The following is an 18966-nucleotide window of genomic DNA, read 5'->3' on the forward strand; positions in this document are numbered from 1 at the left end:
CCTGCGATATCAGGATGGCTCGGCGCTGAACCTCACAGCGTGTCCCACTAGGGGATCGGCTTACGGGCGCCCAGGCACTCGACTTTTGGTACTCCCTGGTAATCATCGGCTGTCGAAGTTAGCCTTGAGGAACCAGATGCAGGGAGCTCGCTCATGGGTATAGTCATCGCCGCAATAGCCGCAGGATCCGTTGGTCTTGCTGCAGCATTCGTCGGCGTATTCGCCCTCCTCCGTCAGAAGGGTGGGATCGGTCGACGTGCCGATAACATCTCCGCTTCTGATCCTGCCCTCGCCGGCGAACTTCGGCAGCTGCAGGTGCAGATCGATTCCGGTCGGAGTGGATACCGCTTCTAGCTCCTGGCGTGTTCGCCTGACCATTGCCCGCTGATGGATCGTTGAACGGGCGAGCCATATTGTGGTCGGATGGCCTACCCAACCGTGGCTCGCTAGAGGCAGCTAGTCCATCGGGATCTCCAGCTATCGGGAATAGCTGACTACTCGAGAAGTGAACTGGTCAGTTCAACCGCGCTCGTATCCTCTCTAACAGCTCATCAAATTGCTGCTCGTATGCACGAAAATGAGAACTTGCCCTGGTGGCGTACGGTCCCTCGTCACTTTCCAGGTGGATCGTCATCACACACCCTCGCGGAGCTGCTGCTGCCGCCCAAGCCACTCGGATGGGGATACGACGAACACCCATAGGCGTTGCGCCCCATATCCGATAGGCAAAACGAGAGCCCATTCGTACCGACCCCGTCAAGCCGTGATCGTCCTGAACTGTCTTCGTAATCTGCGCAAAGTATCTCCGTACCCTCATGGAGGCATCCTCAGCGGACAGTGAACTGTCAAGATTAATTGATCGCTCGACCGGTGGCTTTTTCACTACGCCATCATCTCGCAATGCACCACAGGCAGTCCGCAAAGCATTGGTAGCTGCCCGATGGCCAATCCTTGAATGGGCCTCCCGCAGCGGGACTGGGAAATACTGCGACGGGAACGGCTGCTCCAGTCAGACCTCGTCGACTCCCAACGGAATGTTGCGCGGATCGGGAGTGAGCGGCCGATCCGATTGGCGGGTGCACATGACGCCGATCTCGGTGGCCCGGAGCTGGATTACGTCGCCGCTTTGCATCTCGAGGGTGAGACTTGATGGCCCCACTTCGTCCGTGAAATACGCAGACAGGATGAAATCGCTAGGTCCCCACGGTTCTTGACGAGGAGCGTCCAAGGTCGCGAGGCCTCGGGCCAAGATCCGGATAGAAACATTGCTCCAGGCGCTGATTTCCATGCGCGCTGATCCGCGTTTCCAATCCACGGATACAGTCCTTAGTTGGCTATCGTGCAGGCACAGTTCGTCATCTTTCACCGGTAACCGATCTGTCGAAGCGAACAGGAACGCACGACAACACTAAGTAAGTCAGTGCCCGCGCGAGCCTTCACCGGCGAGCCTCGAATGTTGCGACGCCGCCGCCAGGGAGGGAAACGACCATTTCGCCATTCTGGCGAGTGAGCGACCACGCTTCAAAGCGCTGGTCCACCCACACGTCGATGGTGGACCCGTTCAAGAACTTCAGACTGAGGGCGCCGCTCTCAAAGCAGTCCGCATCCAGCGATAAATGCCGAAGGCGCAGCAGCTCAACTGGTCGATCTGAACCTTCCGGGTCAATGACCCATGTTCGTGTACCGCCTGTATGTGCATCATCGTTTGTCAGCCGGAAAGGTGTCTCGATCCTGATGAGGCTGCCACTGGTGACGATGGAGAACGCAAAATCGAACTGAAGCTGCGTCACATCCTCGTTACGAATGGTGAGGACGACTGAGTCGCCAGGTGAATTGGTCACGGGGCCAGTATGAACCTGAGCGACAGCCGATCCCCATACGGACAGTCGGCGAGAGCTCCATCAGCGCTCCCATGACACCAGCGCCGCTTCTCACGCAAACTATTCTGTTGACTAAACGTTCATTCAATGAAACGCTAAGCGCATGTCGTCTCGTCTCACGCGGGGAATATTCGTCGGCCACGGCGTCGTGACTCTCGCCGCTGCAGTCGTACTCATGGGGTTCCCCGCCGCTATTCCTGCGACTGTGGGAGTCTCGGTCGAGCCCGAGGAGTATCTCCTCTCCTACTTCCTCGGCGCAGCGGAACTCGGGGTAGGGCTGCTCTCGCTCGCAGCGATTCGCCTGCACGACGCGGCAGCTGTCCGCCTGATAGCGCTGTGTTTCGCGGCCTTCCACGGCGCGACTGCAATCCTCGAAGTCGTTTACGTGGGCACCCAGGGTCCGAGTGCGGTCCTCGTCGCGAACATCGGCTTGCGGGTGGTCGTCACGATCGTCTTCGTGGTTATTGCCCGGAGGCGGGCAGCATGACCTCGACGAGGCGGGAACAGGCCGAGGCCAGGAGAGAACAGCTACTCGAGGTCACCCTCGAGCTGTTCATCGAACGCGGCCTCGAAAACGTCACCGTGGCAGACGTGGCTACGCGGGCGGGGGTCACGCCCGGCCTGCTCTACCACTACTTCGAGAGCAAAGACGAACTGGTCGCAGCCGTCCTCGACGCCGCCAGTCCCCGCGCCGCTTTCGCGGGCCTCGCCGCGAGTCTGTCCGGCCGACCGGCAGAAGAAGGGCTGCGGGAGTTCAGCCGCCGTGCCGCGGAGCTGTTGGAGGCGCGAGGCGACGTGATCCGAATACTTCTCCGCGAGGTGCTCGCGCCAACTCCCTCGACCCATGCCGTTATCGCCGACATACAGCAGCAGGTTCTCGACGACCTCAGCCGCTACCTGGACGAGCGCATCGCGGCGGGAGAGCTGCGTCAGCATGACCCCCGAGCCGCGTTGCGCTTGCTGATCAGCGGCCTTCTCGTCCTCGGGATCACACGTCAGCCCGTCGAGCCATGGATTGACGGGTTCGTCGACACCGTGCTCCACGGCATCACAACGGAAGAGTGACCCATGCGACGAAGGCTTCTGTGGCTACTCAAAAACACCCTCAACCGGCTGACCACACGGATCGCCGCGTCCGGACGCGGCCCCTTCTCGCTCGTGCGCCACGTCGGACGGAAAACGGGAAGGGTCTACCAAACCCCGATCATCGTCGCGGCGGTTCCGGAAGGGTTCATAGCGGAGCTCACCTATGGCGACAACGTGAACTGGTACCGAAACATCGTCGCGGCAGGTGGCTGCGAACTCGTCGTGGCCGGCGTCACCCGCAACGTGATTTCTGTAGAGAACTACCCGGAAGACGCGGGCAGGCGCGCCTTCCCCTTTGCTCAGCGCCTCATCCTCCAAGTCCTTCACCGCCACGAGTTCCGACTGCTCCGCACCACCGGCAACTCCGAATAGGCAGACACCCGCGCTCGCACCGTTTGAGGATCCCTCGACGGGCAGCGTCCGGCACGCTCCAATCTTGAGCGCTGCGTTGAGGTCTCGTTGATTGAGCCTTAGAGGGGCGAAGGGGTGCCGCGTGGGGTTGTCTTCTCGGTCTCATTCGCAAGGGCAACAAAAGTGATGCCGGTCGCAGAAAGTTCGACGTGTCGAGAGTTTCGCGAGGTCAGCAGCGCTTCCTGGAGGTGCACTCCCATGAGGTTGAAGGCCGCACGCTCCTCGGTGGCTTCCGGCCAAAGGTCTTTAGCCGACCGGGCGAGTCTGGGGTAGAGCTGATTCAACAGACGCTGGTCGATGCACACACGCCATTCCTCGCCGGGCTTGGAGTCTTCTCGCGTGAGGAACGAGACGGTACCAAGCGCTTCATTGACAAACAGCTCGCTGCCGCCCATCTGAACAGCGAATCGGCGTTTGATATGCACGCCTTTGCGCCGCATAGATCTGCTGGCTACCGGTACTTTTTCACGGCCGAGAATTAGTCCAGCTCCTGTCACCTCGGGTCGATTAGCTATGAGCTGAGAGCTGCTCTCGTAACTGGGCGTTCTTTCTCTCGAGCATGGAAATCCGTAAACGTAGCGCCTCGGTGGCGTCTCCGAATTCGTCGGCGGTGAAGCGAGGCGTGATGTGCTGCGGGCAGTTCCAGTCGAATGCTCTCACGGTAATGACCACGGCCCTTTCGGCAATGGCACTGGCATCGTCTGGATGGACCAAACTTTCAACGAACGCCGGGTCGTCGGTCAGGCGAACTACCTGCGCGGTGCCGAATATCTTCAGCCGTCGCCGGCGTGGGTAGTCCATTGCGATCACAGAGATTCGGTCGTTGGCACGCAGATTACCGGTCGTGATGTGTTGCAGGTTGCCTCGGTAGTCGGCCCAGGCAAAGGTGTTGTCAGTGACTTGAATGAAGCCAGCAGGCCCACCGCGGAATTGAACATAGGGCCAGCCAGTCTCCCCAACCGATGCCAGGTAAAAGGAATCGCGGCTCTCGAGAAAGTGCTTCTCTCGGTCGCCAAGGGAGTCGCTGGCGGAATCGGCCAGACCACTTTTTGCCCGACCGTAGAACTCGACGCTCCCGTAGATTTCTTGTTCCGATGTGACGGCGTCAGTGAAAGCGATTGATCCGTAGTGGTGGCTCATCGCGGCGCTCCCATTGAGCCGACCAAGGGGGGATCGGGGGTTCCGTCGCTTTCGCGGAACCCCCGATCTGCCGCCAGGCCGAGGTCACGAGGCATGCTTGTGCACGAACGCGAGGGCGGTGTCGGCGACCTCCCTCCAGCCGGCGTCGATGATCAGCGAGTGCCCGCGGTTCGGGATGATCGCCAGTTCGGTGTCGCCGACGTTCTTCTGCTGGATGCGGTACTCGTTCTCGACGACTGCCTGGGGCACGGTGTTGTCGTCGGCGCCGGCGATGAGGAGCAACGGTCCGCGGTCCTGGTTGTCCGTGACGACTTTCGTCTCCGCGAAGGGATTGAAGTTGGCGGTGGCCGCCTGGAAGATGGGCACGCTCGAGGCGGGCACGTGGAATTCCTCGTAGAGCGCGCGGCCTTCCTCCTCACTGAGCGCGTTCGACCAGCCGAACGCGAATTGCTCCCAGGTGAGTGTGACGCCGTGTCGGGTGTGGTTGAACCGGAGCAGCGCGGGAGCCGCGGCCTTCAACGCCGCGGGAGGCAGCGCTGTGACGCCCTTGAACTGAGCCGGGTCGATGGCGACTGTCACGGCATTCTTCGATTCGCCGGCGAGCTTCTGTGCGATGAGGCCGCCGAAGCTGTGGCCGATCACCACGGGTGCCTCGTCGAGGGCGTCGATGGCTTCGGCATAGTGAGCAGTCACCTGCTTCACCATCTTGCCCGCGAAGGCATCGGGGTCGGCCCTGGCCTGGTCGACGGTGTCGGGGTCGTCGGGCCATCCGGGGGCCAGGGTCGCGTAGCCCTGTTCTTCGAACAGGTCGCGCCAGGCGCGCCAGCTACTGGAGAGGAGCCAGAGTCCGTGCACGAACACGACCGGCGTCTTGCCGGAGGCATTCGCGGCGGCGACCTCGTCGAGTTCTGAGGTGGTGAGAGTCATTGCCATTCCTTCTGTCGTGTCGTTCACAGCTTGATCCGCTGCCACGCCATCAGGCTGATGTGCGTGACCATGTCGTGGTGGGGTGCCGGGTCGGGCTCGGGGACGGCCCGGATGCCCGGGATGGTGTCGAGCAGGACGAGTCCCGAAGCGATGAGCTCCGAGACGAGCTGGGGAACGTCCTGCTCGACACCGGGTTGGAGGGTGACGATGCCTGATCCGCGCAGCTCCGCGAGCAGCTGGGGAAGGTCCCGTTCTGCGATCTCGGTGTAGGCCGAGAGCTGCACGGTCATCTGCGTCTCCGGCGGTTCTACAGCGCCGACGAGCCGACGGGCTCGTTCTGCGCGGCGGACACGGACGCGAGAGCTTCCCGGATGACGGCGACCACGGCGTCGGGGTGGGCGTGCATCACGAGGTGTGAGGAGTCGACCTCGATCACGGAGGCTCCGGCGCGCTCGTAGCCGAAGCGCTGCACGTCCGGGTTGATGGCCTGGTCGGCGGAGGCGACGATGCCCCACGCCGGCTTCTCGGCCCAGGCGGGTGCGCCGACGGCCGGCTCGCCAAAGGCGGCCGCGGCCAGCGGGCGCTGCGACACCGCGAGCACCGTGGTGAGCGCCGGGTCGACCTCGGCGGCGAAGATCGAGGGGAACCGGGCGATGTCGACCGACACGTCGATGCCCGGCTCAGAGGAGCCCTCGATCGGGTACGGCGTGTAGACCAGGGCCTCGCCGAGCGGCGACGGGGCGAAGCGGTTCTGCAGCTCGCCCAAGCTCTCGCCCTCGGCCAGCACGTACGCGGCGAGGTAGACCAGCCCGACCACGTTGGGCTCGTTGCCGGCGACGGTGACGACCGCTCCGCCGTAGGAGTGCCCGACGAGCAGCACCGGCCCGTCGATCTGGCTCACGACGGAGGCGATGTAGCCGGCATCGGAGGCGAGGCTGCGGTTGGCCGACGGCGGGGCCACGACCGTGACGCCTTCGTCGAGGAGGCGACGGACGACGGGTGCGTAGCTCGAGGCATCGGCGAAGGCGCCGTGGACGAGGACGACGGTGGGGGTGTTCGACATGATGGTCTTCTTTCGGTGAAATCGCCCGAGGCGGTAACGAGGCTGTGCCGGATGACACTCGACCATCAGGAGGCGATGGCTGATACGTCAGACGCTAAACAGGGCCTGTTGACGCCGAGTGACCGAACTGTTCACTGCCCAGCAGGGGGCTTCAGAGGTGCTTGTCGAAGAAGTCCGTCACGAGGGATGCGACGTCGCCGAGAGCGGTCTCGAGCAGGAAATGCCCTCCGTCGAGCAGATGCACGTCGGCGGTCGGGAGGTCGGTGGTGAAGGCGAGTGCACCAGCAGGCCCGAAGACCGGGTCGTTGCGTCCCCAAACGGCGAGCAAGGGCACCTGGGTACTCCGGAAATAGCGCTGCACGGTACGGTACAGGGTCAGGTTGGACGCGTAGTCGCTGAAGAGCGCGAGCTGGATGAGGTCGTTGCCTGGCCGGGCGAGGAGGTCGTGATCATGCACCCAGAGCGACGGATCGATGAGCGTCTCGTCGGGCGCTCCCGACAGATAGAGCCAGCGGATGACCTCGGGGGTGAGTGTGTCGCGGACAGCCTGTTCGGCGGCCGGACCGGGGTTCTGCCAATACTCGCGCATGGGAACGAAGAACTCGGGCTGGAATCCCTCGTTGTAGGCGTTTCCGCTCTGACTGACGATCGCCCGCACCGCGTCCGGTGCGCGCAGCGCCAGGCGCCAGCCGATCGGCGCTCCGTAATCGTGCACGAACAGCGCGTAGCGCTCGATGCCGAGTTCCCCGAGCAGGGCGGAGGTGACGTCAGCCAGCGAATCGAACGAGTACGGGAACTCGCCCGGCGGCGGCGCGTCGGAGAGCCCGAACCCGAGCAGGTCTGGTGCGACCACGTGCCACCGTTCCGCGAGCACCGGCAGGAGGTTCCGGAACATCGTCGAACTGGTCGGAAATCCGTGCAGCAGCACCACGGTGGGGCGGTCGAGTCCGCCGGCTTCCCGGTAGAACACGCGGTGTCCGCCGATGACGGCGTACCGGTGATGAACGGGGACCATGTCTGTGCGCCCCCAACCAGATTCTCGGATGCTTCGTGCTCGTCTGGAGCCTAAAGACGCCTTGTTGACGATCAGTTGACGCGGGTCGTCACGGCTTTAGGATGGCGGACTCCACCCGCTCGAGAAGCCACTGCTGAGCCCGGTCGATCCCCCACCCGAAGGTCTCGGAGGCGAGCACCAGCTGCGGATTGCGGAAGTGGAAATAGACGATCCTCGCCGCATCGGTCACCGAGAGCCCGTCGGCGAGCTCGCCGACATCCGCAATGCCCTTCGTGATGATCTCGAGGGCCTCGGTGTGCCGGCCATCGGCGATCGCCATGAACTCCTCCGCCGGCGTCGAGCTGGCGGCCGCCCGTTCGACGATGCGCATGATGTCTCCCGCCTCAGCGGCGTGGGCCACGTATCCCTCGGCGAGGATGCGGAGCTTGTCGCGGCCCGTGAGCCCCTCCGCAGCGTCACCTACGATGCGGCCCACCGTCGGACTCGTCGTCCACATATCCATCAGGGTGCCGAGCAGGCCCTCTTTGCCACCGCACTGCGCATAGACGGTGGCCGGCGAGACTCGAGCCTCACGGGCGATCATCGCCACCGTCGTCTGCTCGTAGCCATGCTCGGCGAACAGGCGCCGAGCCGCGGCCACGACGTCACGTCGGGTCATCTCCGCGTATTCGTCACGCCGGTTCTGCACCGCGGTCTGATCAGTCTGCTCAGGCATCGTCGTCTTTCCGCATCGAACCGGATGCACGGGCCCGGGTACTACCAAAGGCCTCGGTGAGTGACCAGGAAGCACCCGCCGCAAGTTCAGTCTGCACCGTCGTCGCCCCGAGCTCGGCCACAACGCGGCCACGCAATGCCTCGAGTTCGCTGGCATCATCAGGGTCCGGTACCTGACCGAGGCCCACGAAGGCCTGGTCGGTGAACCCGATCAAGCGGGCGGCCCGACGAGGGTCGTCGTCGGCGAGGGCGAGGGCAGCCCCGGCGAGACCCAGATAGGGCACGAAGTCGTCGAGGCCGCCCTGATGAACCCGATCGACGCTCGCGGCCATCAACTCACGAGCGCGATCAACATGCCCGAGCTGCAGCTCACTGAGAGCGAGGTTGTGGCTCTCCGTATGTACGTTCACCTCGTTGCCGAGAGCGCGGTTGAGGTCGATGCTCGCCTCGTACAACACCGTCGCTCTCTCGTGATCGCCTGACAGCCGGGCAACAGCAGCCAGCACGTGCAGCGGCCTCTCTTCCAGACGGCGCTCCCCCGTACGCCGGGCGACGGCGAGAGCTTCTTCAGCTCTGTCACGGGCCACCTGCAGATCCTGATCTCGGAGCGCGACCCTCGCCAGGGCGTATAGCCCCTCCACCTCACCGGCGGTGTCACCTGTCCGGCGCGCAGCGTCAATCTGCTGGGAAGCCGCCTCCCGAACTGCAGTGGTTTCACCGTGCCGGAACGCCGTGCGAAGGGGGTGTGCGTCGGTCATCACCCCTCCACTCAAGAAACTTGTACTGGCTGGAGTGGCACTCCAGGCTCTAGAGTTTACCTTGACACCACGCCAGCGCACACCCGTCGAGGGTGCGATTCGACTGGGCCGACCCCATCCAGGGAGTCGTAGATGACCATCGAACTCGTCGCCGAGAGCGCCGACGACCTTGCGCCTGGAACGGTGACCGGTGGTCTGCGCCTCCAGGTGCTCGGCCCTCTCCGGCTGTGGCAGGGCGCCACCGAGGTGAGCGCAGGTCCGCGTCAGCAGGCCTACCTCTTGGGAGTGCTGCTCGCCCGAGAAGGCCGTCCGACCGGGACCGACGAGCTTATCGATTTGATCTGGGGAGAAGATGCGCCCGCCAGTGCGCTGAACGTGCTGCACAAATACATCGGTGCGATTCGCCGCATCCTGCAACCTGAACTGCCTCCGCGGGAGCCCGGCGCGTTCTTGCTCAAGCGGGCGAGCGGCTACGTCTGCACCATCGGGCCGGACGTTCTCGATCTCACTCGCTTCCGGCAACTCACCACGCGTGCTCGATCCGAACTCGTCGGCGGAGATGCGGCGACGGCACTCAGCCTCCTGCTTGACGCCATCGCACTGTGGAACGGCCCGGCCGGCGACGGGTGGGCACACAGCCCCGACGCAGCACCGATCTTCTCGGCTCTGAACGACGAGTTCTTCGAAGCCTGCGTCGAGGCAGCCCAGGTCGCGGATGCGCTCGGCGAACCTGCCCGCGCGCTGCCGGCCCTCCGGCGGGCCGCCGCGATGGCTCCCCTCCACGAGCCGGTACAGGCTGGTCTGGTCACCCTGCTCGGACGGGTAGGACGGCAGGCCGAAGCCTTCGAGGTGTTCGAAGCCGTGCGACGACGATTGGTCGATGAACTCGGCATCGACCCCGGTAGCGCTTTGCGCGCGGCCCGCCAGGGTGTGCTCGAGCAGCCGTCGGCCGCCCCGATTGTGACGACCGTCCCACCGCCCGCACCCGCACCCGCACCATCTTCTCCAGAGGCTCTCGACGCCGCATCGGCCGACACCTCCGCATGGCCCGGTCTTGTCGGCCGGGCCGAGGAACTGGCCGTTCTGAGTCGCGCCCTCGAACCCGCGTGGGACGGGGGAAAGGCGATCGTCGTACTGGAGGGCGAACCGGGGGTGGGCAAGAGCCGGATCATGGAGTCGCTCGCGAACGATGCCGAGTCTCGTGGAGCTCTGGTCATCTGGGGCCATTGTCTGCACGGTGACGGCGCACCGACGATGTGGCCGTGGGTCCAGGTCGCGACAGGACTGCTCGATGCGCTTCCCGAAGACCGAACCGAGCACTGGCTCTCTCGCGACCTCGGTCACTTCGTCGGCGCCCATCGCGACGAGACTCCAGCCAATCCCGATGGGAACGCGCGATTCCGACTGCTCGAGCAGATGGTCGACGTGATCGCTGAATCCGCTGCAGACCGACCCGTGATGCTCATCCTCGACGACATCCAGTGGGCGGAAGCGAGCTCACTGCAACTGCTCGACTCCGTCGTCGCACGCCTCCCCGCCGGCGTCGCCGTCATCGCCGCCTTACGAGACCGGGGTGCAGCCCCCAGCCTCGAACTCACCCGCACCCTCGCGACGATGAGCCGAACTCCGGGACACCGGCGGGTGTCCATCGGCCCGCTCAGTACGGCGGAGGTCGGCGAACTGCTGCGCTCCGAAACCGGCATCAACCCCCCGGGCGACGTCGTCGACCTGATCCACCGGCGGACCGCAGGAAATCCTTTCTTCGTGCAGGAGCTGGCGCGACTGCTCGGTCCACAGGGCGTCGACAGCATCGAGGCCGTCGCATCGAGCGGTGTTCCGCTGACCGTCCGCGACGTCGTGCGCGATCGGCTTGCCACGCTGAGCAGCGACACGATCGCCCTGCTCGAGGTGGCAGCACTGATCGGGCGCTCCGTCGAACTGCTGCTGCTGGCCCGGGCGGCGTCCCTCGACGTGGGTACCTGCCTCGAGCGCCTCGAGCCCGTCCGCGAGCTCGGTCTGATGGGCCCGGCCGCCGACGATCCCTTCTCCTACCGGTACACGCACGACCTCGTTCGCCAGGCCGTGTCGGAGGGAGTCTCCCCCGGCCGTGGCGCGACGATCCACGGCTGCATCGCCGACGCGATCGAAGCGGGCCAGTTGAATGATGAATCCGCGCCCGAACGGCTGGCCCACCACCTGTGGGCGGCGGGCCCGGTCACCGATCCCACCCGCACCATCTCCGCACTGATCGGTGCAGGCTCGAGGGCTACCGCCAAGACGTCGTTGCAAGCAGCAGAACGCCACCTCGGGTCGGCGGTCGAACTGGCCCGCAAATCCTCGCTGCCCCAACTCGAGTTGACCGGCCTGTCTCAGCTGATCGCTGTCGTGGGCATGCGATCGATGTACGGCATCGCATCCGTCAGCCTGCTCGAGCGGGCTGAGCACGTGGCGCAGCGACTCGGGGACGACCGGATGGCGACCGGATTCCTGTTCTCGCGGTGGACCGCGCACGGCCAAGGACTCCAACTCGACCAGAGCACAGCACTCGCCGACCAGCTCGACCAGCTCTCCTCAACGTCAAGCGACCCCGTCGTCTGCACCTACGGTGCGACCGCGGCCGGCATCCACCGGTGGTGCGTCGGCGAGGTCGGCGAATCCTTCCGACGGCTGGACGCCATCAGCGCTGCCCTCGTGCCGCAGATCGATTCGGAGGAGAACGACCCGGTCCATGACGGTGTGCAGCTCATGGCGGCCGGCATGTTCGCTGAGATCGTCGCCTACCACGGAGACCTGTCGCGCGCCGATGACCTGTTCGAGACCCTGCACACAGCAGCGGGTCGAGACCCCTATGCAGTCACCGTCGCCACCTCTTTCGAGGCGAGAACCGCCGCCGTCGCCGGCGACGCCCTCGGAGCCCTCAGAGCGGCCGATCGCGGCATCGCCGCCGATCCCGAATTCTCGTTCGTCTCTCTCGGCACCTACCTCAGGCTGGCCCGCTGGTGGGGGCAAGCGCTGACCGGGCTCGATCCCGCCCGCGCCGCCCATGAAGCCGACCGGCTCATCCGCAGCAACCTCACCAGCCCGGCACGCACCTGCGTCTCGACCTGGCTCGCCCTCCTTGCCGAGATGCACCTGGCTGCGGGCTCCCCCGCCGAGGCCGCGGGCGCGCTCGACCGCGCCGATGAAGCACTCGACCTTCACGGGCAGCGCTCGGCCGAGGCTCTCGTCATTCTCGTCCGTGCCGAGCTCGCTCAAGCCGACGGCGACGACCGCGCCGCCATCCGTGAGGCCGAACGCGCACGCGCCCTGGCCAGACAGCGCGAGGCTCACCTCTTCGCCGACCGCGCCGAGCGACTCCTCACTGAACTGCGCCGTTGAACAACTGAGGTGCGCGTTAATCCACTAGCTCTCCACTCGGCGTGCACACCACCCTCGTAGCTTCGGGGTCATGAATCGAGACGCCCACGACCGCTTGACCCCCGATCAGTTCGGCCGCCTCGCCGCGTACGGCGTGAGCGAACACATCCGCCCGGGCCAGATCCTCTCCCGAAGCGGAGACCATCACTACGACCTCTTCCTCGTGGAGTCCGGTTCGATCCACGTTGTCTGCGACGCCACCGGGACTCATGCCGAACGGATCGTCTCCACGCGAGGCGCCGGCGACTTCACCGGCGAACTCGGAATGCTCACCGGACAAAGCGTCTTCCTCACGCTGCGAGTCAACGAAACCGGCACCGCCGTGCGCATCGACGCGAACAACTTCCGCAAGGCCCTCAACGAACAGTCGGATGTCGCCGACATCCTGATCCGCGAGTTCGGCCAGCGCCGCCAAGCCATCATCGAACTGGTCAGCAGCGTGGCGCAGATCATCGGGGTTACCGACTGCGCCGACCACCGGGCCCTGAGAACCTTCGCCGCACGTCAGCAACTCGCCCACACCACGGTCGACGCCGACTCCATCGCCGGACAGGCACTCCTGACGGAGCGGGGACTGACGATCTCCGATCTCCCGGTCGCGATCACTGCCGACCGAGTGCTGAAGCGGGCCACGCCCCATGATCTCGCCGCCGCGATAGGCCTCACATATTCACCGGGCGATCATGATGTCGACCTCGTCGTCATCGGAGCTGGCCCCGCCGGGCTGGCCGCAGCCGTGTACGCGGCGTCCGAGGGCTTGGTCACAGCTCTGTTTGACGCCACCGGTGCCGGCGGCCAGGCAGCGACCAGCTCGAGAATCGAGAACTACCTCGGTTTCCCAGGAGGAGTGAGCGGGAGCGACCTGGCTCAGAGCGCCACCCTGCAGGCGCTGAAGTTCGGCGCCCAGCTCTACACCCCTTGCCAGATCGTCCGTATCGAAGCATCCGCCCACGACGCCACCGGCCCGATAGTGACTCTCCGCGACGGCACCACACTTCGAGCCCGCGCCGCGATCGTCGCTACGGGAGCCCGCTACCGACGCCTCGACGTTCCCCACCGCGACCACTTCGAGCGACGAACGCAGATCCGGTACTCCGCAACCGAACTCGACGCCCGCGACTGCCGCTCGCAGCCCGTGACAGTCGTGGGAGGTGCCAACTCAGCGGGTCAAGCTGCATTGTTCCTGGCCTCCAAGGGCTCTCGAGTGGACCTGGTCGTTCGTGCATCCGCCCTGGAGTCGAAGATGTCCGATTACCTGGCCCGACGCGTCAGAGCCCACGAACTCATAACCGTTTGGCTCGAAGCTGAGGTCGTCACGCTGTCCGGGCCGGACTCCCTCGAGGCGGTTGTGATCGAGAGCGCAGACGGCTCGACCGAGACTCGGGAGAGCCGGATCGTCTTCTGTCTCGTCGGCGCGGTACCTGACACCGATTGGCTCACCGAGCTAGCGCTCGACGAGTCCGGCTTCATCCTCACCGATACCCGACTCCCCCGGCTACCCGGCCACGACGAGGCGTTGCCTTTCCAGACGAGCGACCGACGCGTCTTCGCGGTAGGAGACGTCCGAGCCGGCTCGATGAAACGGGTAGCCTCGGCCGTCGGCGAAGGTGCCAGCGCCGTGTCATCCGTGCACGCTCTCCTCGCAGCCGACCTGGAGTTGGCGCGATGACCACTCACCAAGAAAGTGACGCCGCCTACTCGGCTCTCGCAACCGCAGACCCTGTCATGGCCAGCCTCGTGTCTCGAGTCGGGAAACCCGACCCGTTCAAGTTCCCCGACGACGGCCGCACCGCGGACGACCCGTTCGCCGGCATGGTGCTCCACATCCTTTCGCAGCAGATCTCGCTGAAGGTCGCGATCACCCTGTACGACCGCCTCTCGCACAGGTTGGGTGGCACCCCCACTGCGGAACATCTGCTGCGGATGAGCCCCGACGAGCTCAGGGCGCTCGGCACGTCGCACGCCAAGGCCAGATACCTTCTCGATCTAGCCGCACGAGTCGTGGGAGGCGACCTCGTCTTCTCCGAGCTGAATGGGCTGTCTGATGACGAGGCGACCGCCGTCCTGACGCAGGTCAAAGGAGTAGGCCCGTGGAGCGCCGAGATGTTCCTCATCCACCAACTGATGCGTCCCGACGTTCTCCCCGCAGGTGACCTGGGCATCCGGCTCGCGGTGCAGCGGGCGTACTCCCTGGACGTGACACCCACAATTGCCGAGGTGCGGGAACGAGGGGAGGTCTGGAGGCCACACCGTACATGCGCCGCAGCTCTTCTCTGGCGATCACTGAAAGCGCTCTAGCGGTCCGAGTTTGACTCATGCCACGAATCGCGGACGTGAACCTGATCGGGACGGACCCTCCGGCGCTCCGCGCATGTGGGCCCGTCCCGATAGGGGATCGCGTTACGGGCAGCGTGGGTCATAGGAAGCGCTGTCGGAACACGGCCATTTCATTTAGCGCTGCGATTCACCGGGTGAGGCGGAGGAACGCCGAGAGGGTCGCCAGCTCGGACGGGTTCAGGGGCAGGTGGTCGGTGAGCGCCGGCGAGTAGACGAGGTGGGCCGCCCACTTGGCGCGGGAGATCGCCACGTTGAGGCGGTTCTTCATGAGGAGGAAGGCGATTCCGCGCGGGACGTCGGCCGCCGAGGACGCGGCGAGGGAGACGATCGCCACCGGAGCCTCCTGGCCCTGGAACTTGTCGACGGTGCCGACCCGGACTCCCGGGAAGCCCGCCGCCGTCAGGTGGGCACGGAGGCGCTCGACCTGGGCGTTGTAGGGCGCCACCACGATGATGTCGTCGGGCAGGAGCGGGCGGCCGGCCGGGTCTGAGGCTGCGGTCTCGGCGGGGTCGTACCAGGGGCGGCCGACGGTGTCGCGGACGAGGGCGACGACGCGGTCGGCCTCCTCGGGGGAATCCGTCGAGTTGCCCTGGTGGAGCACCGGGTGCAGGTGCAGGCCGGGGACGACACCGTCGAGGGAGCGAGCCGTGGTCGCCCTGGGCTCGGCGTGCAGCTCTCCCTCGTACGAGAGGGCGCTGACCGGGGCGCAGACAGCGGGGTGCATGCGCCAGCTGACCGCCAGGAAGTAGCCGAGCGCCGGCGGCAGCACGTCGTGACCCTCGGTCAGCCAGCCGAGCGCCGAGGAGTCCACCGGCTCGGGGTGCGTGCCCTGGGTGACCTGCGGGAGCTGCTGCGGGTCGCCGAGGAGGAGCAGGTTGCGGGCCGCGACGCTCACCGCGATGGTGTTGGCGAGCGAGTACTGGCCGGCCTCGTCCACGACGAGCAGGTCGAGCTCGCGGCGGTCGATGCGGGTGGGGTTGGTGAAGTCCCAGGCGGTGCCGCCGATGACCGCGCCCGTGCCGTTCGCGGAGGCGGCGTCGAGGAAGCGGCGGTGGGCGTTCTTGGCCAAGGGAGTGAACCGGGCATCCGGATTCTCGCTGACCTTGCCGACGAGCGAGGGGTCGACGCCCGCACCGACGATGGCCGTGAGCATGTTCTCGACGACGGCGTGGGACTGAGCGACGACGCCGACGCGCCAGCCGTGGTCGCGCACGAGGTCGGCGACGACACGGGCGCCGGTGTAGGTCTTGCCGGTTCCGGGTGGGCCCTGCACGGCCAGGTAGGAGTCGTCGAGGGCGAGGAGGGAGGCGCGGATGGCATCGATGGCGCCCCGAGGATGCTCGGCCACCGGTTCGAGGGGGCGGCCGTCATGGCGGCGGGGGGCTCGGCGGCGCAGGATGTCGACCGCGGCGTCGTTCGGGAAGGCCGGGAGGGAGTCGGCGAGGGCGCGGCCCCACTCGGCGATGGCGTCCTGCAGGGAGGCCGTCTTCGGCGGGGCGGCCGGGGCGACCGCGACGGGGAGGGCGTCGTAAGGGTCGGCGCCGACGGTGAGGGCCTCCTCGAAGACGTACTGGGTGACGCCGTTCGGGAGCTCGCGCACCTCGCGGAGGACGGTACGGGCGTGGGCGACGCGGTCGGCGGGGCGGGTGCGCGGGGCGGGCCACGGATGCGGGGGGTCGTAGACGAAGAAGCGTCCGTTCGCGCCGGGCTCGAGCCGGCTGCCGGGGGCCAGAGTGCCGCGGAGGCGGAGCTCGCGGCGGTCGGCGCGCTGGCCGGCGTTGCGGTACCAGGGGCGGTCGACGACGGCGGTCTCGACGGCGAGGACGTCGCGGGTATCGGACCACTCGTCGAGGGGCTGCTCGAGGCGGTTGAAGTGCTCCCACCAGAAGGACTTGTCCTCGCGGCGGTGGTAGTCGATGGCGGCGGCCGCCACGGCGACGGCCAGCTCGTCGGCGCTGCGGCCCGCGGCGGCCGGATGCGCGGGGTCGCGGTGAGGCAGGGCGGCCGGCTGCGTGGAGTGGCGGTCGCCGGTGGCGGGATCGAGGGCCGCGGCGCCAGCCTCGGGGCCGGTGGCGGCAGTGGCGGGATCGGGGCGGCCGGAGTGCTCGGCGGGGTCGGAGTGCTGGACGGGGTCAGAGTGCTGGACGGGGTCGGGGCGCGCGACGGCGAGGGCGGCCGCGTGGGCCATCAGATCGCGGTGGAGGGGGCTCTCCTCGAACTCGAAGGAGGCGGGGTCGTCGGGGTCGGGGTCGCGGCCGAGGGATGCGGCGGGGTCGACGAGGGATGCGGCGTCGAGGAGGGCGGAGGGGTCGTGGGAGGCGGACGCGTCGGATGGGGAAGCGCCGGAGAGGAAGGCGGCGGCAGCGGACGCCGCGGCCAGGCGGGAGGGCGCGAGCGGGCCCGCATCGAGGGCCGCGGCGCGGGTGAGGAGCCAGTCGCGGAGGCGGAGGGTCGAGAGGCAGTCGTACTCGTTGTAGTCGGCGATCTCGGCGAGCTGGCGGTCCGCCGCGAGAGCCGCGGCGGGGTCGGTGCGGCCCGCGTCGCGGAGCTCGGTGTAGTGCACGTAGGCCGTGATGGAGTCGGCGCCGTTGGTGACCTCGCTCTGGCGCAGCTGCTCCCCCATGTACAGCGGCTCGAGCTTCTTCAGACTGTACGAGCGGGAGCTCACGCGCACGCTCTTCTTCACGACCGGGTAGAGGTCGACCAGCACGTTGCCGCGGAGGAGCTCGTCGAGCTGCTCCTCCCCCACGCCGTGGCGGGCGCAGAGCATCTGCAGGTGGGCGCGCTCGTAGTTGGCGTAGTGGTAGACGTGCAGGCCGGGGTGGGCGCGCAGACGCGAGGTGACGTGATCGAGAAAGGCACGCAGCGCTTCCTTCTCCTCGGCGTAGGAGTGCGCCCAGTACGGGAGGAAGACCGTCTCGCCGGGGCGGTCGGGGTCGTGCTCGATGAGGCCGAAGAGGTAGTCGAGGCCCCAGTCGGCTCCGTCGCCCTCGGAGTAGAGGGGGTCGCCCTCGAAGTCGAAGAAGATGTCACCCGCGTCGGGCTCGGGCAGGCCGTCGAGGGCCGTCGTGTCGTAGACGCGGGCGGCCAGGCCGTGGCGTCCGTCACGCTGCATGCGGGCCTGGTCGCGGAGGTTCTCGAGCGTCGTCGCGGGCAGACCGTCGACCGGGCCGTCGGACAGGGCGAGCTCGTCGAGCGTCGCGATGCCGGCCGCCAGCAGCTTCGAACGCTGGGCCACGCGGATGCCCGCCACCAGCAGCAGGTCGTCGTGCGCCTCGACCTCGGGCGCGCAGACCTCGCAGCGGCCGCAGATGGCGTATCGGGAGTCGCCCCACTGGACGGCGGGCTCGTGCATCCGCTCGTCGAGGAGGGCCTCGAGGCGCCGCCGCCGGTCGAGGTAGACCGGGAGGACGTCGCGCAGCTGGTGGGTGGAGCGAGTGCCGTCGCCGAGCAGCAGGTGCACCTCGTCGCCGAGCGGCACGTCGAGGCGGTCGAGCTGGTCGGCGTAGGCGGCGAGCTGCAGCAGCGCCGTGATCTTGGCATGCCGGGCCAGCTTGGTGTCGTAGACCTCGTAGCGGTGGGGGGCGGATGCGGTGGGCGGCCGGGGCGCGTCGGCGTCGGCGGGTGGAGCGGGCGGCCGGGGCACGTCGGCATCGGCGGATGCGATGGCCGAGTCGGGCTGCGCGGGGGCCTTGACCAGGAAGTCGGCGAAGCCGAGGAAGCGGCCGTCGAAGAAGGTGGCCTGGAAGACGACGTCGGCGCCCGCCCGGAGCGCGTCGAGCGTGAGGCGCTGGTGCTCGAGCAGGGCCTCGGGGGTGGGCCGCTCGGGCCGCGGGATCTCGGCGACACCGCGCGGGTTCACCCCGTCGAAGGGGCCGTAGAGCTCGCGGAAGGCCTCGAGGGTGCGCAGCTCGTGGGCGTCTCCGAGGCGGGCGGTGCGCTCGAGCATCTCGTCGACCACCTCGGGCACGGGCTCGATGCGGCCGAGCTTGGCGTCGAGGCGGCGCACCAGGGCGAACTCACAGACCGCCGCGGCCGTGAGGTCGGTGGCGCTGTAGAGCACGCGGTCGCCGGCGACGATCATGGGGCCTCCCTGGGGTCGGGTTCAGGGTAGTGCGAGCCTCCGACAGCGGGCCGCCGACGGCGGGCAGATGCCAGCGAGTCGACCACGGCGGGCCGATGACAGTGGCCCGGGATAGGGTGCGGAAGGATCGCCGG

At 67.0% G+C, this 18966-nt stretch carries 18 protein-coding genes; 6 read left to right on the forward strand and 12 right to left on the reverse strand.

What is annotated here, in order from left to right; all coding sequences use genetic code 11:
• Window positions 1-102 precede the first annotated feature (102 nt).
• From HQQ85_RS04620 to HQQ85_RS04630, 3 genes are all read right to left on the reverse strand, one after another.
• Window positions 103-378: a hypothetical protein gene (locus tag HQQ85_RS04620; protein ID WP_173181296.1), complete on the reverse strand. Its 276-nt coding sequence runs from the start codon at window positions 376-378 to the stop codon at window positions 103-105.
• Between the two features lie 631 nt (window positions 379-1009).
• Window positions 1010-1288 (reverse strand): hypothetical protein, encoded by a 279-nt coding sequence (locus HQQ85_RS04625; RefSeq protein WP_173181297.1) that lies wholly within the window; start codon window positions 1286-1288, stop codon window positions 1010-1012.
• Between the two features lie 148 nt (window positions 1289-1436).
• Complete coding sequence (locus HQQ85_RS04630; protein WP_173181298.1) at window positions 1437-1841, reverse strand: DUF6188 family protein; 405 nt, start codon at window positions 1839-1841, stop codon at window positions 1437-1439.
• A 142-nt stretch (window positions 1842-1983) separates the two neighbouring features.
• On the opposite strand from HQQ85_RS04630, the gene HQQ85_RS04635 reads away from it, so the two are divergent.
• Genes HQQ85_RS04635 through HQQ85_RS04645 form a run of 3 tightly spaced genes read left to right on the forward strand, consistent with a single transcriptional unit; the run spans window position 1984 to window position 3338 of the window.
• The gene (locus tag HQQ85_RS04635) at window positions 1984-2367 is read left to right on the forward strand and encodes a hypothetical protein (protein ID WP_173181299.1); all 384 of its coding nucleotides are present in this window, start codon (window positions 1984-1986) and stop codon (window positions 2365-2367) included.
• A complete protein-coding gene (locus tag HQQ85_RS04640) occupies window positions 2364-2945 on the forward strand; it encodes a TetR/AcrR family transcriptional regulator (RefSeq protein ID WP_173181300.1) in 582 nt (193 codons plus the stop codon). The genes HQQ85_RS04635 and HQQ85_RS04640 overlap by 4 nt, the downstream gene beginning before the upstream one ends.
• A gap of 3 nt (window positions 2946-2948) precedes the next feature.
• Window positions 2949-3338 (forward strand): nitroreductase/quinone reductase family protein, encoded by a 390-nt coding sequence (locus HQQ85_RS04645; RefSeq protein WP_173181301.1) that lies wholly within the window; start codon window positions 2949-2951, stop codon window positions 3336-3338.
• Between the two features lie 98 nt (window positions 3339-3436).
• Here HQQ85_RS04645 and HQQ85_RS04650 read toward each other — a convergent pair whose 3' ends face one another.
• From HQQ85_RS04650 to HQQ85_RS04685, 8 genes are all read right to left on the reverse strand, one after another.
• On the reverse strand, window positions 3437-3817 hold the full coding sequence (locus tag HQQ85_RS04650) for a hypothetical protein (RefSeq protein ID WP_173181302.1): 381 nt from the start codon (window positions 3815-3817) through the stop codon (window positions 3437-3439).
• Between the two features lie 67 nt (window positions 3818-3884).
• Window positions 3885-4517 carry a pyridoxamine 5'-phosphate oxidase family protein gene (locus HQQ85_RS04655; protein WP_173181303.1) on the reverse strand — a complete coding sequence of 211 codons (633 nt, stop codon included), beginning with the start codon at window positions 4515-4517 and terminating at the stop codon, window positions 3885-3887.
• A gap of 84 nt (window positions 4518-4601) precedes the next feature.
• Window positions 4602-5444, reverse strand: coding sequence for an alpha/beta hydrolase (locus tag HQQ85_RS04660; protein WP_173181304.1), 843 nt, complete (start codon window positions 5442-5444; stop codon window positions 4602-4604).
• A 23-nt stretch (window positions 5445-5467) separates the two neighbouring features.
• Complete coding sequence (locus tag HQQ85_RS04665) at window positions 5468-5734, reverse strand: hypothetical protein (protein WP_173181305.1); 267 nt, start codon at window positions 5732-5734, stop codon at window positions 5468-5470.
• A 17-nt stretch (window positions 5735-5751) separates the two neighbouring features.
• Window positions 5752-6507 (reverse strand): alpha/beta fold hydrolase, encoded by a 756-nt coding sequence (locus HQQ85_RS04670; protein WP_173181306.1) that lies wholly within the window; start codon window positions 6505-6507, stop codon window positions 5752-5754.
• 151 nt (window positions 6508-6658) lie between these two features.
• The gene (locus HQQ85_RS04675; protein WP_173181307.1) at window positions 6659-7522 is read right to left on the reverse strand and encodes an alpha/beta fold hydrolase; all 864 of its coding nucleotides are present in this window, start codon (window positions 7520-7522) and stop codon (window positions 6659-6661) included.
• Between the two features lie 88 nt (window positions 7523-7610).
• Complete coding sequence (locus HQQ85_RS04680) at window positions 7611-8237, reverse strand: TetR/AcrR family transcriptional regulator (protein WP_173181308.1); 627 nt, start codon at window positions 8235-8237, stop codon at window positions 7611-7613.
• Complete coding sequence (locus HQQ85_RS04685; protein WP_173181309.1) at window positions 8230-8994, reverse strand: tetratricopeptide repeat protein; 765 nt, start codon at window positions 8992-8994, stop codon at window positions 8230-8232. Before HQQ85_RS04685 ends, HQQ85_RS04680 begins: the two co-directional genes overlap by 8 nt.
• Before the next feature lie 132 nt (window positions 8995-9126).
• On the opposite strand from HQQ85_RS04685, the gene HQQ85_RS04690 reads away from it, so the two are divergent.
• The 3 genes from HQQ85_RS04690 to HQQ85_RS04700 all read left to right on the forward strand — a co-directional run bounded on the left by HQQ85_RS04690 (window position 9127) and on the right by HQQ85_RS04700 (window position 14709).
• On the forward strand, window positions 9127-12372 hold the full coding sequence (locus HQQ85_RS04690) for a BTAD domain-containing putative transcriptional regulator (RefSeq protein ID WP_173181310.1): 3246 nt from the start codon (window positions 9127-9129) through the stop codon (window positions 12370-12372).
• A 70-nt stretch (window positions 12373-12442) separates the two neighbouring features.
• Window positions 12443-14080, forward strand: a complete 1638-nt coding sequence (locus HQQ85_RS04695; protein ID WP_173181311.1) for a cyclic nucleotide-binding domain-containing thioredoxin-disulfide reductase — start codon at window positions 12443-12445, stop codon at window positions 14078-14080.
• Window positions 14077-14709 (forward strand): DNA-3-methyladenine glycosylase, encoded by a 633-nt coding sequence (locus HQQ85_RS04700; protein ID WP_173181312.1) that lies wholly within the window; start codon window positions 14077-14079, stop codon window positions 14707-14709. Before HQQ85_RS04695 ends, HQQ85_RS04700 begins: the two co-directional genes overlap by 4 nt.
• 166 nt (window positions 14710-14875) lie before the next feature.
• Here the strand turns inward: HQQ85_RS04700 and HQQ85_RS21435 are convergent, their stop codons facing one another.
• Window positions 14876-18832, reverse strand: coding sequence for a bifunctional RecB family nuclease/DEAD/DEAH box helicase (locus HQQ85_RS21435; protein ID WP_216851419.1), 3957 nt, complete (start codon window positions 18830-18832; stop codon window positions 14876-14878).
• Window positions 18833-18966 lie beyond the last annotated feature (134 nt).

The organism is Herbiconiux sp. VKM Ac-2851, assembly GCF_013205105.1.
Taxonomy (GTDB): Bacteria; Actinomycetota; Actinomycetes; order Actinomycetales; family Microbacteriaceae; genus Herbiconiux; species Herbiconiux flava.

Coding starts and splice junctions, on each gene's coding strand:
- HQQ85_RS04675 (WP_173181307.1), bottom strand. CDS start 7,522: ATGGTCCCCGTTCATCACCGGTACGCCGTCATCGGCGGACACCGCGTG.
- HQQ85_RS04695 (WP_173181311.1), top strand. CDS start 12,443: ATGAATCGAGACGCCCACGACCGCTTGACCCCCGATCAGTTCGGCCGC.
- HQQ85_RS04655 (WP_173181303.1), bottom strand. CDS start 4,517: ATGAGCCACCACTACGGATCAATCGCTTTCACTGACGCCGTCACATCG.
- HQQ85_RS04670 (WP_173181306.1), bottom strand. CDS start 6,507: ATGTCGAACACCCCCACCGTCGTCCTCGTCCACGGCGCCTTCGCCGAT.
- HQQ85_RS04640 (WP_173181300.1), top strand. CDS start 2,364: ATGACCTCGACGAGGCGGGAACAGGCCGAGGCCAGGAGAGAACAGCTA.
- HQQ85_RS04645 (WP_173181301.1), top strand. CDS start 2,949: ATGCGACGAAGGCTTCTGTGGCTACTCAAAAACACCCTCAACCGGCTG.
- HQQ85_RS04665 (WP_173181305.1), bottom strand. CDS start 5,734: ATGACCGTGCAGCTCTCGGCCTACACCGAGATCGCAGAACGGGACCTT.
- HQQ85_RS04660 (WP_173181304.1), bottom strand. CDS start 5,444: ATGACTCTCACCACCTCAGAACTCGACGAGGTCGCCGCCGCGAATGCC.
- HQQ85_RS04700 (WP_173181312.1), top strand. CDS start 14,077: ATGACCACTCACCAAGAAAGTGACGCCGCCTACTCGGCTCTCGCAACC.
- HQQ85_RS04680 (WP_173181308.1), bottom strand. CDS start 8,237: ATGCCTGAGCAGACTGATCAGACCGCGGTGCAGAACCGGCGTGACGAA.
- HQQ85_RS04650 (WP_173181302.1), bottom strand. CDS start 3,817: ATGCGGCGCAAAGGCGTGCATATCAAACGCCGATTCGCTGTTCAGATG.
- HQQ85_RS04625 (WP_173181297.1), bottom strand. CDS start 1,288: ATGGAAATCAGCGCCTGGAGCAATGTTTCTATCCGGATCTTGGCCCGA.
- HQQ85_RS04635 (WP_173181299.1), top strand. CDS start 1,984: ATGTCGTCTCGTCTCACGCGGGGAATATTCGTCGGCCACGGCGTCGTG.
- HQQ85_RS04620 (WP_173181296.1), bottom strand. CDS start 378: ATGGTCAGGCGAACACGCCAGGAGCTAGAAGCGGTATCCACTCCGACC.
- HQQ85_RS04685 (WP_173181309.1), bottom strand. CDS start 8,994: ATGACCGACGCACACCCCCTTCGCACGGCGTTCCGGCACGGTGAAACC.
- HQQ85_RS04690 (WP_173181310.1), top strand. CDS start 9,127: ATGACCATCGAACTCGTCGCCGAGAGCGCCGACGACCTTGCGCCTGGA.
- HQQ85_RS21435 (WP_216851419.1), bottom strand. CDS start 18,832: ATGATCGTCGCCGGCGACCGCGTGCTCTACAGCGCCACCGACCTCACG.